This window comes from Vibrio jasicida CAIM 1864 = LMG 25398 (genome assembly GCF_000400365.1).
Lineage (GTDB): Bacteria > Pseudomonadota > Gammaproteobacteria > Enterobacterales > Vibrionaceae > Vibrio > Vibrio jasicida.
In genome coordinates this window covers 140,943-157,069 of the sequence record NZ_BAOG01000022.1, presented here as the reverse complement: position 1 = coordinate 157,069, position 16,127 = coordinate 140,943, and the positions used below count along the sequence as shown (strand labels likewise).

Genomic DNA, 16,127 nt, shown 5'->3' with positions numbered 1-16,127 from the left:
AGAAATTGGTGATGATGAAGGAAAAAGCAATGAAATGGCTTTCGAAGAGTTGGGCAGTTGCCGTCGTGTTGCTGGTGGGATGTGCAGGGCGTCAGGAGTTTATTCCACCTGAGCCAAACACAGAGGAATACGCGCCGCCAGTGCTGGATTACACCTTGCCAGAAGCCAAATCCGGCAGCCTTTATCGTCACCAATACACCATGACGTTATTCCAAGACCGCCGCGCTTACCGAGTGGGTGATGTCTTGACTGTGCAGCTTTCTGAAGAGACCGAGTCCAGCAAGAAAGCGGGCACTCAGTTTGGTAAAAGCTCTACCGTTGACTTTGCTACGCCAACTATTGGCACCAAAACCATAGACGAGTTAGGCGTGAGTATTGATGGCAGCCGTAACTTTGATGGCAGCGCATCCAGCTCGCAAGGCAACAAGTTACAAGGCGCGATCACCGTGACTGTTCATGAGGTACTGCCAAATGGTGTGCTTCGCATTAGCGGTGAAAAGTGGCTCCGACTCAACCAAGGCGATGAGTTTATTCGCCTAACAGGTATTGTGCGTGTTGATGACATCAACCGCAGCAACCAAGTGTCTTCTCAACGTATTGCGGATGCTCGCATTACCTACGCTGGTCGTGGCGCATTAGCGGACAGCAACGCAGCCGGGTGGCTGACTCAGTTCTTCAACAGCCCATGGGTACCATTCTAATGAAGCCAATCAACGCATTCTTTACTTCTTTCCTATTGGCTCTGACCTTGGGACTTCCTGCCACTTCACATGCCGAAGTGGAAATTCCGATCATGGACTTGGTGGATGTACAGGGCATCCGAGAAAACCAATTAGTCGGTTACGGTTTAGTCGTGGGCTTGGCCGGTCAAGGCGACCGTAACCAAGTGAAATTCACCGCTCAATCGATTACTAACATGCTGCGCCAATTTGGTGTTCAGATTGACGACAGCATGAACCCGAAGTTACGTAACGTGGCTTCTGTAAGTGTTACCGCATCCGTTGACCCAATGGCGGGCCCTGGTCAAACCTTGGACGTAGTGGTTTCCTCTATCGGCGATGCGAAAAGCTTGCGCGGCGGCACGTTACTGCTAACGCCACTGCGCGGTATTGATGGTGAAGTGTATGCCATTGCGCAAGGTAGTGTGGTTGTTGGCGGTCTGTCAGCCGAAGGCAGAAGCGGCTCTAAAGTAGAAGTAAACACACCAACCGCAGGCCGAATTCCAAATGGAGCAACGTTGGAGCGAGAAATCGAAACCGATTTTAACAAGCGTGACGAAATCACGTTGAATCTGCGCAAGCCTAGCTTTACGACAGCGAAGAATATCGCCCGTGAAATCAACAATACTTTTGGTCCAAACGTAGCGAAAGCCATCAACAAAGCGCGCGTCGAAATGCGTGCGCCGATGGACACTCAACAGCGTGTGACCATGATGTCGATGTTGGAAGAAATGAGCGTGGAAGAAGGTCGCAAACCGGCTCGAATTGTTTTCAACTCTCGTACTGGCACCGTCGTCATCGGTAAAAATGTCAAAGTGGGTGAAGCGGCAGTAAGCCACGGCAACTTGACTGTTCGAATCTCCGAATCTCAACAAGTCAGCCAACCAAACGCGTTTGCTGATGGTGAAACCAAAGTCGTGGATCAAACCCAAATCGAAGTAAACGAAGAGCAAGCGCAAATGGTGATTTGGCCTCCGGGTACGGAACTGAACACCATCGTCAACGCCGTAAACAGCTTAGGCGCAACGCCAACGGATCTGATGTCGATTCTGCAAGCATTGAACGAAGCGGGCGCGCTGAATGCTGAGCTTGTGGTGATTTAAGGAGTTAGCGATGAAGTTAGACACGAGCGGCGATCAAGCACAACTCAATACCATGCTGTATCACGACAACAGCGCCCTAGCGAGCATCAAGAAAAGCCGCGATCAAGAAGGTGCTCTTGAAGTGGTTGCGAGTCAATTCGAGGCGATGTTCCTACAAATGGTGCTACGCCAAATGCGCAGTAGCAGTGATGTATTGGCCGACAAAGACAGCCCGTTTGCTAGCCAACAACAAGGCGTGTTTCGCGATATGTACGATGGACAATTGGCGATGGAGTTGGCGAAAAAACAGAACTCTGGTATCGCCAATATGCTGATCCAGCAACTTAGCCCTTCAATGCGAGAAGTGGCGTTCGACCAATCACGTAATGTTTCTCCGGCGAACGATGGAAAAGTGGTCAGCCTTGAACGCACGTCACAACTTGAAAGCGATGAAATCGCGATGAAGACCGACGCAGTTAATCCCACGCTTCAAGCGGTCGCCTCTGTTAAACAAGTGCTCGGTGAAGCCGGAATGACGACCGCGTTTACTCAGCCGCTGATCAGGAAAATGGAGCTGTAAATGAACCTTGTTAATATCGCCCTTTCAGGCTTAAACGCGAACCGTGTGGCGTTGGATGTGACCGCACAAAACGTGGCAAACATCAACACACCGGGATATAGCCGACAACAAGCGCTAACCGCGTCTGTTGGTGACGGTAAGTACAACAAGCTCAGCCCAGGTATGGGTGTTGAAGTGACGAGCATTCGTCGTGTCACAGACCAGTTCTTGGTGAAGCAAACGTGGTCTACCAACAGTTTAGTGGCGTATTCGGCGGGTTATACCACCGCAATGAGCCAGCTTGAGAATACGCTTGGCGCGGATGGTTTTAGCGTTTCTGCGGGGTTAGATTCCCTTAATGCTGCGCTTAATGATGCCACAGTAAAACCAGAATCAATCCCATACCGTCAGCAAATCATTAATGAATCAGAAGCGTTGGCGCGCCGATTCAATACGTTAACTGAGTCCCTTCATAATCAGCATAAAGACATGAGTGACCAGCGCACTGCGGCGTTGAACCATGCCAATAGCGTGATGGCGAACATTGCGGATGTGAACAAGCAGATTGTCGAGATGCAAGGCACAGGCGGCAATCCGGCTCAATTGATGGACACTCGCGATGTGCTGATTGGCGAGCTTTCTCAAATCGTTGAAATCAAAACCACCGACCAACCAGACGGCAGCATGCAGGTGACACTCGCTTCTGGTCAGCCTTTGGTAATGGGTTCGGATTATGGTCAGCTGACAGCGAAGCCAGATCCAAGCGACCCATATCTTGCGGATTTGAGTGTCGATTTCGCCTCGCAAAGCTTTGTCATTGACCACTCGGTAGGCGGTAAGTTGGGCGCGATTAACGATTATCAAACCGATGTGCTTAAGCCAAACCAAGTCGCTTTGGATGACATGGCAAAAGCATTGGCGGATGAATACAACGCTGTTCTGGCTACAGGGCAAGATCTCAACGGCAATCCGGGCAAGCCATTGTTTAGCTACGACCCAGCAAACCCAGCAGCGAGCCTAACCATTACCAATATTAGCGCGGAAGAATTAGCGTTCTCCAGCGATGGCACGCCGGGCAATGCGGATGTGTTGAATGACCTAATTCAACTGAGCAATAAGCCGGTTTCAGTCACTGGCTATGGCTCGCTGAGCTTAAACGATGCGTTCACCGCAATGGTCGGTGAAACGGCGATCAAAGCACGCCAAGCAGAAGCGGATTATGAAGCTAAAGCGGCAATGAACAAACAAGCGCATGCCGCGCGCGACAACGTCAGTGCGGTGAACAGCGACGAAGAAGCGGCGAACCTGATGACATTCGCTAATGCACACAACGCCAACATGAAAGTCATTAGCACCGCTAACCAGCTTTTCGACTCTGTATTGCAGTTATTCTAAAAGGAACCCGAGATGCGAATCAGTGACAGTCAATTTAGCCAAATGATGCTGCAAAGCCTGCAAACCAACAACGCAGGTTTGGGGCATGTTCTTCAACAAATGGCCACGGGTGACCGACTAACCAAGCTTTCTGACGATCCTATGGCGTCGATAAAGCTGCTGAACCTTGAACGTGAAAACAGCGCGATCGGCCAGTACCAGAGTAATATCGCCAATCTGAAAACCACACTTTCTGCTCAAGAAACCCATTTGGATTCGGTCAACGAGAGCTTGAAGAGTGTGCGTGATTTGGTGCTTTGGGGCGCGAACGGCACATTAACCGATGAAGACCGCAGCGGCATGATCATCGAGCTTAAAAGCTACCGTGATTCGATTGAATCCTCATTCAATGCGCAGGACGAAGAAGGCCACTACCTGTTTTCAGGTACTCAGACGGACACGCCGGCAGTGAGCAATGCTGGTGGTGCGTACCAAGTTGATGGCAACAGTGATAAGCGCGTGGTCACCGTCGCAAAGGGCGTGACCATGGATTCCAATATGACGGCGAAAGAGATTCTGGAGCTTGGCGGTGGCGATAACGTATTGAACCAAATCGATGCGTTGATTGCAGAATTTGAGAACCCGAGTCCGAATTTTCAAGCGGAAGTAGACGCTAGCTTATCTGCCATTGATGATACCTTGGCGAACGTACTGGGGGCGATGACAGAAATCGGTGGTCGCCACAACAACCTTGACCTAATGGACAGTGCACACGGCGAAAACAAGTTGTTCGTTGATAAGGTGACCAGTGACTTATCGGCATTGGATTACGGTGAGGCATCAGTACGTTTGAGCAACTACATGGCGGCGTTACAAGCAACGCAAGCTAGCTACGTGAAGATCAACGATCTCAACCTGTTTGATCGTATTTAAGGAAGTTTTGTATGGTGATGAGCACAGTAGAGGTAAGACCCCATAGCATACGCTTAGGTGGGCAAGAACAAGCCTCTATCATGCCAACCCGCTCAGCGGATTCGAGCAGTGCGATTAAGCCGCGTCCTACGCAAGTTCAGGCTGACACCGCGTCAGCCTATTCCGTTTCTGGCATTCAGCTTACTCAAGGCCAGCAACAAGCAACCGCGGTGCAAATCGCCTCTAAATCGTTGCAAGTGATTGGTAAAGAGCTGACTCAAATCAAGCGAGGTTTGACCCAAGCTGTCAATCAAGGCGTGCAGAATGTTCCCGGCCTGCAAGAAGGACTAGTACGTTCTAAAGCGTCGATTCAACAAGTGGTTGAACAGGCACGTTTTGACGGGCAGAAAGTGATTGATAACGAACTGCACCTCAAACTGGATAAAGCGGATATTCGCCGTTTCTCCATTCCCGGTTTGAACGTGCATCGTTTGAGTGAGAAAGCCGAGCAAATCCGTTTAGATTTCCCGCAAGGCCAATCGGTGATGATCCAATTTGATGGTCAAGCCGATGGTGCGCGCACCGTAAAAATGCTCGACCGCAGTTTGATTGCGATGGGCATGCGAGCGTCACTGGCAGAAGACGGCACCATTTTGTTTGAAGCGCGCGATACCGCATATCAACAAATGCAGCAAAAGGTGCTAGTGACGGGTGAAGGTCATCGTTTTCCTGCAGGACAAGCGAATGTTCTGAACCTAAAATCAGAACCGGATGGCATCGCTGAGTTGAGCTTTGATTTAGGCTCTCGTGATGGCATTAAGCAAACCATCGCCAAAGTGAATCAGCATATAAGGCAGGTACAAACCAGCTTGGAAGAAGCCAAAGCGTTTCACGGAGAATTGAACTCCCAAATGCGTACAGTGCAGAGCCAATCCAAGCAGTTAAGTGCTGCTGATGTCAATGCGAAACTCGATGGCTTTATGGCCGCTTCCGGTCAGTTTAGCTCGACATTCCAAGCGCTGAATGCACAAGCGAATGTTCGTCGTCATACGGTTGTGGCGCTTTTGAAATAAGACCTCAGTTGAAATAGCGCTTTAAGAACACTCCAAGATTCCCTTCTCAATTCACTAGTGGTTGCGTAACCCAGAATAGAGTTGGGAATCACCTTTCTTATCTTAAACTCTATTCCACTTGCTCGACAGGTTCCGCGACCGAGCGGTGGAGTTTTTGGAATAGCCATCCTAATCCAATCAGTGATGCACCTAGGCCCAAGAAGCTGATCGCACGCCAGAAGCCATCCAGTGAACGAACATCCCATAAGAACACCTTAAGCGCGACGCATGCCAGTACGGCTAAGCCAATGCGTTGAATCGTCATCGCTTTGCGGGTTGCGCCAACCCAAGTCAGTATGCCGCCGACAATCAAACCAGCAATCGAGTAAGTAAACAGCTCTGCCATGCCAGTTGGCTGAGCTAGCGTCATCGAGATAGGTTGCCAGAATTGGCGAATTGACATACCTAGCCAAATGGCTGCCAAGATAAGACCAAAGCTAGCGACCACAGGGCGTGGGATCTGCAATGTGTTCCAACGCTTGTAAGTGGTTACTAGCAAAACAATCGCAGGCAACAACCAGCCAAGAGACAGCATGTTGAACACAGGCATGGATTCAGCGGAAACATTATTGACCATCAACGGTGATTCTAGGCTATTGAGCAACATCATCAGCACAACAAAAGCGCCCCAAAGTAGATAGCAGTATGCTTGATAAACGCGTTCTAATTGCTGCGCAAACTGACTGCGATAGCTGTAAACCAACCCCATCGCTAATGCTTGGTTAGCAAACACAATCGCCGAAGTGAAATCGATGTAGCCAAGGTAGACGTATTGTCCCGTCAGCCAGTAGTTGGTTTGGGTGAACACCGCCATCAAGAACACGTGTAAGAACGCCCCTTCAAACCAATTGGCGAGCTCTGTATCTGAGCGATGTAACACAGTGCGAGCGTAAGCAAGAATCGCCAAAGAAGGCAGGTAACTGATCAGCACCCAAGCCCAGTGTCCCGCATTGACAGGCTGCCACTCTGGAATAAACGGTAACAGCGTTAGACGTACGACTAAGATGCCCATGGCGACTTTGACTGCCCAACTCGCTGGGCGGAAAACATTGGCTTGAGTCTGCAACGCCATAACCGCCACTTGAATCGAAATAGCGGTCGTGAGCCATGTGTCATTCAGCCAAACGAAAGCCGTTCCGGCAATGATGGCATGCATGATGGCAGAGCATTCCAGTGCCAACGCTTTGAATCTTTGTCCAATCAAGGCGTAGTAAACCGCAACTGCAGCGGTGAAGAGTGTCCAACCTAGAACATGACCGCTCATGAACTCGTAGGTGTAGAGCAGGGTAATAAAAGTCATTGCAGGGGCGAGTACAAGGAAGAGGATGCCTGTTAGTTGAGAGCGGTCACCTGCCAATGTCTGGAATAATGTTCTCAGTGCAATCAAAACAATACTAATGCCGAGCGCGAGCAGTACTGGCGTTTGTCCTTCAGCCATGTAGATAGATTCAAGCGCAATAGAAAGCAGCATGATTGCGGTAGAAGGAACCAATATCGATGGTAAATAGACTCTTAATGACCAACCTTTACGAACGGCGGGTAGCCAAATCATGGCAGTAAAGAAGGCATAGAAGTAAATCATCTCAGCGGTATCAACGCTAGACATGCGAGCTAGTGCCGAAAGCACTAATAATGTCAGCGCGAGAGCAATACCTGTCGGTGGATGTGTCCATTTGCCTTGGCAATGACGGTAACGTGGTTTGAGTATCCAACCCATTCTTGGCACCGTAAACAGCAGGTACAAACTCAGAGAAAGGAAGATCGCAAGCCATGAGAAAAGTTGCTCTATCGGCATGCTTTCAATCAGTAACAGCATCCACAAAATATGCGGCACGGTAATTGAGGGTGAAATCCAAGCGTGTCGGATCTTTTGCATCAGTAGCGTTGCGGCAATTGAAATTGCAGTGATGTAGCTAGCGAGTAAGTAATAGTTAGGCTCTGCACCGCCAATCCAAAGTGGTGCTGAATAACCTCCAATTAAACCAAGTACGGCCATCAAAGGCCCTTGGCGTAGAGAAAGCGCTAAGCTCGAAAATGCCGCACCCGCCAAGATAACCAGTGATGCACCTGGCGATAAGAGCTGATAGAAGACAAACGCAAAGATCACCGTGCAGTAGATGCCAGTTAACCCTGTTCCGGTAATGGCGGCAGGAACGTAAGTAAAGCCTTTCGCTCGTCCTGCTCGGTCTGGGGATTTCTGCTCGCGGCGATGGAACCATTCACCTGCTATCACGGTAGCAAGAGAGATGGAGAATGCGATGGTCACGCGCATGATTGGTGAGAACTCAATATGACTGCCAATCACTTGTACAAGGTAACCACCACCAATTAACATGGCGAGCGCGCCAACCCAAACCAACCAGTTTTCTTGGATGTTGGTCAGCAGCTTATTGGCTTGTTTCTCAAACACGGATTCACTGCTTTGCGCCAGACCACCTATGTGTACTTCATCGAGTGACGGGAGGCTCGGCTCGATAATTGGCGGTGGTACTTCTTTGGCTGTTAGAGGCGCAGAGGTTGGCTCTGAAACCAGTGTTGGACTTGATTCAAGCGTCGGAGCACTAGGTTGTGCGGGCTGTTCTGGCGACGCCTGTTGTGGTTGAGAGGCGTGTTGCTCGGGTTCTGGAGTCGGCGGTGTGTCTCTCTCGAACCAACGCGCGCGCAGTTCTGCCAGTTCTTTATGAAGCTGAGATACTTCGTCTTCGAGCCTCGATATTCGACCGACTGCTTTCAATGTGATGAGTAAGGCGCAAACCGCCAAGATAACCGCCAATGAGATAAACAACTGCTGCACTCCCTGTCCTTGTTTCAGAATCCTTAACTTTGAGCAACTTAGCTAAGCTTAGTTCACTGTGTGACAAGCTAACGCGATATACAACCGAGAACGATAGTTTTGAGATGGAGTCGCATATTTGGACGAACACTGGCAGCTTGTCTGCTCTACACTATATTCATAATAGATTTCAAAGTCTTAAATTGTGTAGAGCGTGAGCTCACCAAAATGACCATAAATATTAGGTGATAATTGATGCAAGTGGGCAACGAAGCGCTGGTGCTGTCAGCGGTTGGGGTTATTGGCTTAGGGTGCCAATGGTTAGCGTGGCGGATGCGTTTGCCGGCCATCTTATTCTTATTGTTGGCAGGTTTGATCGTTGGGCCATTCTTACAGTGGCTCAAACCCGATGAAATTCTCGGGGATTTACTCTTTCCCTTGGTTTCTCTCGCGGTGGCGGTGATTCTGTTTGAGGGCAGTTTAACCCTTAATTTTAAAGAGATTCGTGGCGTGAGCGGTTCGGTGTGGAGCATTGTCTCTGTTGGCGCGATCATCTCTTGGGTGGCAACTAGTGTGGCGACGCACTATTTCCTTGATTTTACTTGGGAGCTTGCGATTTTATTCGCCAGTTTAACCGTCGTGACAGGTCCAACGGTGATCGTGCCATTGCTGAGAACCGTGCGCCCAAGCTCCAAATTAGCCAATATCCTGCGCTGGGAAGGTATCTTGATCGACCCATTGGGCGCGTTGTTTGTGGTGATGGTGTACGAGTTCATTGTCTCGCACAATGCCGTTAACAGCGTCGAAGTGTTCGGTACCATCATTGTGGTGGGCTTGGTCCTCGGTGTTGCTTCTGGTGCTGCGGTGTCTACCGTTTTGCGTAGAGCTTGGCTGCCAGAATACCTTCAGCCCTTTGCGGTATTGATGGTCGTGCTCGGTGTGTTCTCGATTTCTAACCAAATGGAATCGGAAGCAGGTCTACTGACCGTTACTGTGATGGGCATGTGGCTGGCGAACGCCAAGGGCATCAATATTCAGCAAATCCTGCACTTTAAAGAGCACTTAACCATCTTGTTGATCACCGGGTTGTTCATCTTCCTAGCGGCACGCATCAGTCTTGATGATTTCGCGGCGCTTGGTAGCGGTGCGGTATTGCTGTTTGTTTTCATGCAGTTGGTATCGCGTCCACTTTCGATTTTCGCTTCAACTATTCGCAGTAACTTAACCTTCAAAGATAAGCTGTTCCTCTCGTGGGTTGCTCCGCGCGGTATCGTGGCGGCGTCCATCTCATCCCTGTTTGCTATCAAGCTGACGGAATATGGTATTTCAGAAGCCATGCTGTTGGTGCCAATGACCTTCATGGTGATCATTGGCACGGTGGTACTACAAAGTGCGACGGCGCGTCCTATGGCTAAAGCGTTGGGTGTGGCTGAGCCTGCGCCAAGAGGTTTCCTATTGATTGGTGCAAACCGAGTGGCTCAAGAGATAGGTAAAGCGCTGGCGAGATACGATCGCAAAGTTCTGCTCACTGATTCGAACTGGGACTACATTAGCCAAGTTCGCATGTTGGGCTTAGACCATTACTACGGTAACCCGATCTCTAGCCATGCTGATGACAACCTGAATCTAATTGGCATTGGTCAAGTGGTGGCGCTAACGCCAGACCAACACTTCAATATCATGGCGTGTATGCAATTTGTCGGCGAGTTTGGCGAAGATAAAGTACATTGTCTGCAGAAAACCAAATCTAACGGCAATGAAAAACACTCAGTTGCGGAAGAGTATCACGGCAAATTATTGATGGGCGGCAACGTCAGTTACTCCCAAATGGCGAGTTTGCTGAGCCAAGGAGCTGAAATCAAACACACTAAGCTGAGTGAGAGTTTCACTTACCAAGATTACCTTGAGCACCACAAAGACAATTTGGTGATTCCGCTTTTCCATGTTGAAGAGAAAGGCAAAATTCAATTCTGTGATGATCCAGACCAGTTCATACCACCTACAACCAGCACGGTGGTGGCGCTTATTCAATCCGTCGAAGCTAAATAGCCTAAATGACATAGAGAACTGCCACTCTTGGCACATCGGAGTGGCAACATTGTTAATCGTTACCCAAGCTTAATAGAGCAGTGAGGCGCAGTGTTTTAAACGCAGCGCCTCGATATGCTTTCTTAGTCATAAAGCGAGAGCGCACAAGGCTCGATTCGGTAAATAAATTGTTCAATTTCCGAATTTTCGCATTGACGACAATGGCAAGGATCGCAATACTGCGCGACTGCTTTACTTTAGGGTGACATTATGGCTCCGCAATCTAATCGCAAAGACTTACATCTTGACGCTGTTTTACATCATGACATGAACATGAAAAGCAAAACGGCGGGCTTTGAGTCTATCGAATTCGAGCATTGCGCATTGCCTGAATGTGACTTTAACGCCATCGATCTTTCGAGCGAGTTTCTTGGCCATTCATTGACGCTACCGTTTTTGATCAGTTCCATGACGGGTGGCGCAAAAGATGCAGAGATCATCAACTGTCGTTTGGCAGAAGCGGCCAGTGAAATGGGCATTGCGATGGGGGTTGGTTCGCAGCGAGTGAGCCTAGAAGACAGCCTACATTCAGGTTTAGGCAAAACCATTCGTGATCTCGCTAAAGGCGTGCCTTTGTATTCCAACTTGGGTGCCGCTCAACTGAGAGATAAACAACGTCTCGATAACGCTCAACGTGCAGTCGACTTTATCCAAGCGGACGCTTTATTTGTGCATCTCAACCCTATGCAAGAAGCCTTTCAGCAGAATGGTGACCATGATTGGATTGGTGTACTTAAATCGATTGAGCAGCTAAAACAGCGCGTTGATGTCCCGATGATCATCAAAGAGGTCGGCTTTGGTATCAGTGGTGCAGTAGCCAAGCAGCTTGTTGACGCGGGTGTGGATGCGATTGATGTTGCGGGCGCTGGTGGCACGAGTTGGTCTGCGGTTGAAGGTTACTGCCAAACAGACAACAAGATGCAGCGCGCTGCGGAGCTATTTCGTGACTGGGGCATTCCAACGGCCAAGTGTCTAGAGCAAATCCACGCTCAATACCCTAACTTACCTTTAATTGCCTCTGGTGGCGTACATAACGGCTTAGAAGCGGCAAAAGCGATACACCTTGGTGCTAACCTTGTTGGCCAAGCTGGTGCGGTATTAAAAGCTGCGACAATCAGCACGCAATCTGTCGTCGACCACTTTGAACAAATGGCATTAGAGTTACGTTTAGCGTGCTTTGGTACAGGTTCTGCGAATCTCCAAGCATTGACCCAAGCTCGTCGTCTTTAGCTTCAATTAGACCTAGAAATCTTCTAGGTCTCGACAAATTCTAAAACTTGAACCTACAAAACAGTTTTGGACTATTCGTCCTGATAGCGATAGCTCTGCAAAGTTTTTACTAGTGCTTGCAAAACCGGGCCCATACCTCGGGTTCGAGAAACTAAACATCCAACTGTCGTGAGCCAGCCATCAAATTCGTGCGCAACGGGCAGGGCAACTAGCTTACCGCTCTCAATCTCATTGTTTACCACTCTTTCTGGCAATAATCCCCAGCCAACGTTTTGGCACGCTAAGTCGGTCAGTGTCTGATGCGAATTAGCAAACCATAACTGAGTGCTGATGGCGTAACTGAACCACAGCTCTTTCCTTTGTGCGCTGCGCAGTACCAGCTGGCGATGGGCTTTGAGCTCCGCATCATGAACCACCGATAGTTGTGCTAAGGGGTGAGAAGGCGAAGCTACGGTGAGAAAACGAGTGTGCCCGAGGGTAAAGAAATCCATGTCCATTTTTAGCTCACCATCAGCCAACACGATACCCACTTGCGCTTTGCCTTTTCGAATCAACTCTTCTACATCAAATGTCGGTGCGGTAATGATATCGAACTGCGTAATAGGGAATTGGTCTGCCAAGCTGGCAAATTGCGCCAGTAGCGATTGGTTGATGAGAGATTCATCCACCGCAATCACTAGCTCGTGTTCGTAGGCTTGCTCTAAGGACTCGACTTTTTGGTCGAAGAATTTCTGTTGATGCAGAATGGACTGAGCGATGGGCAATAAGGCTTTACCGCTATCTGTGAGTGTCGGTGTGTTTTTCACTCGATTGAACAGCTCTTGGTTAACTGCGATCTCAAGGTTAGCGACAGATTGGCTTACACCTGATTGCGCGCGCTTTAGCTTTCTTGCGGCTGCGGAGAAGGATCCTGTTTCGCACACGGTGACAAAGATTTTGAGTTGTTCAAAGCTGTACATTTCAATACCTAAAGAGGATTTGGATGACACTCATCCGGAAAGTATCGTTGTAAGCTATCACTATTCGTGATGGTTGTTAACTTTCTCTTCGTTATCTAGCTGTCATAATCCCCGCCACTTAACTTGTTCCATGTAAAGTTGTGAGGTTTTTATGGGAGCGTTAGAGCGTGTGTTTCACGCCGTATTATTTGAAGTATTGGCAATCAGTTTATCCATTATTGGTTTGGCACTGTTTACGGATCATGAAGTCAGTGCATTATCAGGAACCATGATAGTCGTCGCAACCATTGCGATGATTTGGAATTTCATCTTCAACTGGATATTTGATCGCTTTGCGACAGGGGCAAAAGAGAAACGCACGATCCGACTTCGAATCGTACACGTGGTGTTGTTTGAAGCGGGTTTGTTATTTGCCACCATTCCGGCGATGGCGTGGATGCTAGAAGTCAGCATGTGGGACGCGTTTGTCATGGACGTGGGCGTGACGATCTTCATCACCTTGTATGCGTTTGCCTTCAATTACATCTATGATCATGTTCGAGCGTATTTGGTTAAACGCCGAGTAACGACTTCGATGCAGTTAGGTTGAGTTGGCAGAAATTCGTCTCTTTTACGGAGAGAGAGTCGATAAATTGTCGCGAGCTTAACACGAACAGTGATATTTTGGGTATAGTTCATTCATCAATTGAAAGTGGAACCTAAATTTATGAAAAAACTGGTAATGCTACTGTTAGCAGCAACAGCGCTAACAGCATGTTCTGACGAAGTGGGTACAGAAGCTTGGTGTAAAGACATGCGTGAAAAGCCAAAGACAGAATGGACAACAGACAACGCGGTTGATTTCGCGAAGCACTGTGTTCTGCAAGATGGCATCGGTAGCGAGCAGTGGTGTAAAGACTTAAAAGAGAAGCCGAAAGGTGAATGGACGGCAAACGAAGCAACAGGTTTCGCTAAACACTGTGTGTTTTAACGCTTTTCATAATTAAATTCTCGAAGCAAAAAGCAATAAACGAATCCATCGTATTCATTGAATACGGTGGATTTTTTGTAAGTGGCGTTAAGTCGCACTAGGTGAGGGTTTTCCTCGCTCTTCTCAGTATTAAGTATCAAAAAAAGCATTTTATCGAAGCATAAGGCACTAATACTGCATCGAGTCTCGTTAAACTTGAATGGTTGGCAATTTCATATCACATGAGCATATGAGGTTGAATATGAGAACAATTTAAGGACGAGCATCTATGCAGTTATTGACGGGTAAATTGAGCCACTTCTCCAATCCTTCCGCGCATTCTAGCCTTACGTATTCAGATGAACAAAAAGAGATTCTTAGTGTAGCGAGCGCTCGGTTAGCGATAGACACGATTTCTCAATGGCCAGGTTATGCGGTTACGCCTCTTCATTCTTTGCATTCCATCGCAGATGGCATCGGAGTTTCATGCCTTTGGTATAAAGATGAATCACAAAGGTTTGGACTCAAGAGTTTCAAAGCGTTAGGTGGTGCGTACGCTGTTGCTCGTCAGTTGCAGAGTGTCATTTTGCAGCGTTATGGCAAACAGCCAACAATAAAAGAGCTGCTCCAAGGTGACTGGAAGTCAGAGGCGGCTGAAATCGTAGTCAGTTGTGCCACAGATGGAAATCATGGACGCTCTGTTGCTTGGGGCGCACAAATGTTTGGTTGTGGGTGTGTGATTTATATTCACAAAGACGTTTCAGAAGGTCGAAAACACGCCATGGAATCTTTTGGTGCGCAAGTGGTTAGAATATCTGGCAACTATGATGAATCAGTGCGCTTAGCCGACAGTGAAGCAAAAGTACACGATCGTGTGATCGTTTCCGACACGTCTTATGAAGGCTATATGGAAATCCCCAAAGATGTTGCTCTTGGCTATACCGTAATGTTGTCTGAAGTTGTTGCGCAGCTTGACGGCGAAATCCCGACTCACGTGTTTGTGCAAGGCGGAGTTGGTGGGTTAGCGTCCGCAGTTTGTGGTTATTTCTGGGATCTGTGGGGAGCTCAGCGCCCAAGATTTATTATCGTAGAGCCAGAACAAGCGAATTGCCTTCAAAAAAGTGCGCAAGCAGGGAAACCTATTGTTGTTGAGGGGGACTTAGAGACCTTAATGGCAGGGTTGGCGTGTGGCGAAGTATCAGTATTAGCGTGGGACATTCTTCATAACGGCGCAGATGACTTTATGACGCTAAGCGAAGACGCAATCCCTCAGGCGATGCAAATACTGGCAAAAGGTGAAAATCATATTGAAGCTGGAGAGTCCGCTGTTCCTGGTTTTGCGGCTGCAGTGCTAGCTCGCCAAGATAGCGACTATGCAACAGCGCTTGGTTTGGGATCAGAAAGTAAGGTATTAGTGATAGGTACAGAAGGGGCAACGGACCCTGAACTCTATCGAGAACTGGTGAAATGAGACTCTGAGTCTGTTTAAAGCCATCTGATCAGTTGAAATCGTTAAACGGCGCTTGAAAGGAGGCGCCGTTTTTATGTCTACTAATGTTGGACTTTTCTCAATTTTCTCATTGGTCATCGATGGGAATTGTTAAACCCACTTTCACGTTGTCCATTACCACGTTGGTTTGAAAGCTCTTAATATTGGCATTATCGAAGAAAGCTTCTCGTGTAAACTTGTCATAACCTTCCATGTCTGCCGCAGTGACAATAAGAATAAAGTCTGAACTTCCAGTCACATAGTAACACTGTTGTACCGAGCGATTTGTTGTCATCTCTTTCTTAAAGTTATGCATCAAGTCGACTCTTTCTCTTTCCAACGTTACTTGCACAACAAAAGTCATGGTTTGGCCTACAGCCTTGGGATTAACAACAGAGACATCGGCTTGTATTACCCCTTGCGCCCTCATACGCTTTAATCGACGCTGTACCGCTGCTGGCGATAGCCCTACCTGATCAGCAATAGTGTCTGAAGTCGCTCTATTTGAATGCTGGACAATGTCGAGAATTTTGCGGTCGAAACTATCGACGGAAAGTGGTGGCGTTGACGTCATGACGATCGATTCCTTTCTGCCTGTAATGGATGGAAGCCATATGGTGAGCTAATCATGCTCTGGCTCCGAATTGTGACCTCACTCATGAGCGAATGTCTTGTTTTTACTAATTAAAGGAAAACCACTATAGCTCACCAAAAATGCAGAAAATCCGCACAATATGGGAGTCATTCGATGAAATTCCTTGTTGTCGTCAAGGCATTATTAATCTTGTAAACAAAATGTAAAGCAATAATAAATCGAAACGAAAGGCGAATTGGCATTACCAAAACGTCAGTTTCAGCAAGATATTGATGGATAGGATGCG

General features: G+C 48.2%; 14 protein-coding genes. 11 read left to right on the top strand and 3 right to left on the bottom strand.

The genetic code is table 11. From position 1 onward, the window contains the following. Positions 1 to 29 precede the first annotated feature (29 nt). Genes flgH through VJL_RS06130 form a run of 6 tightly spaced genes read left to right on the top strand, consistent with a single transcriptional unit; the run spans position 30 to position 5,719 of the window. Positions 30 to 701 carry a flagellar basal body L-ring protein FlgH gene (flgH, locus tag VJL_RS06155; RefSeq protein WP_005435900.1) on the top strand — a complete coding sequence of 224 codons (672 nt, stop codon included), beginning with the start codon at positions 30 to 32 and terminating at the stop codon, positions 699 to 701. After that, positions 701 to 1,822: a flagellar basal body P-ring protein FlgI gene (locus VJL_RS06150; RefSeq protein ID WP_038876497.1), complete on the top strand. Its 1,122-nt coding sequence runs from the start codon at positions 701 to 703 to the stop codon at positions 1,820 to 1,822. The genes flgH and VJL_RS06150 overlap by 1 nt, the downstream gene beginning before the upstream one ends. 10 nt (positions 1,823 to 1,832) lie before the next feature. Next, on the top strand, positions 1,833 to 2,381 hold the full coding sequence (locus VJL_RS06145; protein ID WP_038876494.1) for a rod-binding protein: 549 nt from the start codon (positions 1,833 to 1,835) through the stop codon (positions 2,379 to 2,381). Next, complete coding sequence (gene flgK / locus VJL_RS06140; RefSeq protein ID WP_038876493.1) at positions 2,382 to 3,755, top strand: flagellar hook-associated protein FlgK; 1,374 nt, start codon at positions 2,382 to 2,384, stop codon at positions 3,753 to 3,755. Positions 3,756 to 3,767: 12 nt separating this feature from the next. Continuing rightward, complete coding sequence (gene flgL / locus VJL_RS06135; RefSeq protein WP_005432410.1) at positions 3,768 to 4,667, top strand: flagellar hook-associated protein FlgL; 900 nt, start codon at positions 3,768 to 3,770, stop codon at positions 4,665 to 4,667. A gap of 11 nt (positions 4,668 to 4,678) precedes the next feature. Then, positions 4,679 to 5,719 (top strand): flagellin, encoded by a 1,041-nt coding sequence (locus tag VJL_RS06130; RefSeq protein WP_038876489.1) that lies wholly within the window; start codon positions 4,679 to 4,681, stop codon positions 5,717 to 5,719. Positions 5,720 to 5,828: 109 nt separating this feature from the next. On the opposite strand, the gene VJL_RS06125 is transcribed toward VJL_RS06130, so the two are convergent. Next, the gene (locus VJL_RS06125; RefSeq protein ID WP_038876487.1) at positions 5,829 to 8,552 is read right to left on the bottom strand and encodes a DUF2339 domain-containing protein; all 2,724 of its coding nucleotides are present in this window, start codon (positions 8,550 to 8,552) and stop codon (positions 5,829 to 5,831) included. A gap of 234 nt (positions 8,553 to 8,786) precedes the next feature. Here VJL_RS06125 and VJL_RS06120 point away from each other — a divergent pair, with 234 nt between their 5' ends. Continuing rightward, positions 8,787 to 10,580, top strand: coding sequence for a cation:proton antiporter (locus tag VJL_RS06120; protein WP_038876485.1), 1,794 nt, complete (start codon positions 8,787 to 8,789; stop codon positions 10,578 to 10,580). 249 nt (positions 10,581 to 10,829) lie between these two features. Then, a complete protein-coding gene (fni, locus tag VJL_RS06115) occupies positions 10,830 to 11,849 on the top strand; it encodes a type 2 isopentenyl-diphosphate Delta-isomerase (RefSeq protein WP_038868297.1) in 1,020 nt (339 codons plus the stop codon). A 71-nt stretch (positions 11,850 to 11,920) separates the two neighbouring features. Here fni and VJL_RS06110 read toward each other — a convergent pair whose 3' ends face one another. Beyond that, entirely contained in the window at positions 11,921 to 12,808 is an 888-nt protein-coding gene (locus VJL_RS06110; protein WP_038876483.1) for a LysR family transcriptional regulator, read from the bottom strand. A gap of 151 nt (positions 12,809 to 12,959) precedes the next feature. On the opposite strand from VJL_RS06110, the gene VJL_RS06105 reads away from it, so the two are divergent. From VJL_RS06105 to VJL_RS06095, 3 genes are all read left to right on the top strand, one after another. Further along, positions 12,960 to 13,397 (top strand): PACE efflux transporter, encoded by a 438-nt coding sequence (locus VJL_RS06105; RefSeq protein WP_038868300.1) that lies wholly within the window; start codon positions 12,960 to 12,962, stop codon positions 13,395 to 13,397. A 117-nt stretch (positions 13,398 to 13,514) separates the two neighbouring features. Further along, complete coding sequence (locus VJL_RS06100) at positions 13,515 to 13,778, top strand: DUF3012 domain-containing protein (protein WP_038868301.1); 264 nt, start codon at positions 13,515 to 13,517, stop codon at positions 13,776 to 13,778. Between the two features lie 268 nt (positions 13,779 to 14,046). Continuing rightward, positions 14,047 to 15,228: a diaminopropionate ammonia-lyase gene (locus VJL_RS06095; protein WP_038876481.1), complete on the top strand. Its 1,182-nt coding sequence runs from the start codon at positions 14,047 to 14,049 to the stop codon at positions 15,226 to 15,228. A 106-nt stretch (positions 15,229 to 15,334) separates the two neighbouring features. Here VJL_RS06095 and VJL_RS06090 read toward each other — a convergent pair whose 3' ends face one another. Then, positions 15,335 to 15,820: an Lrp/AsnC family transcriptional regulator gene (locus VJL_RS06090; protein ID WP_038868305.1), complete on the bottom strand. Its 486-nt coding sequence runs from the start codon at positions 15,818 to 15,820 to the stop codon at positions 15,335 to 15,337. Between the last annotated feature and the right edge of the window lie 307 nt (positions 15,821 to 16,127).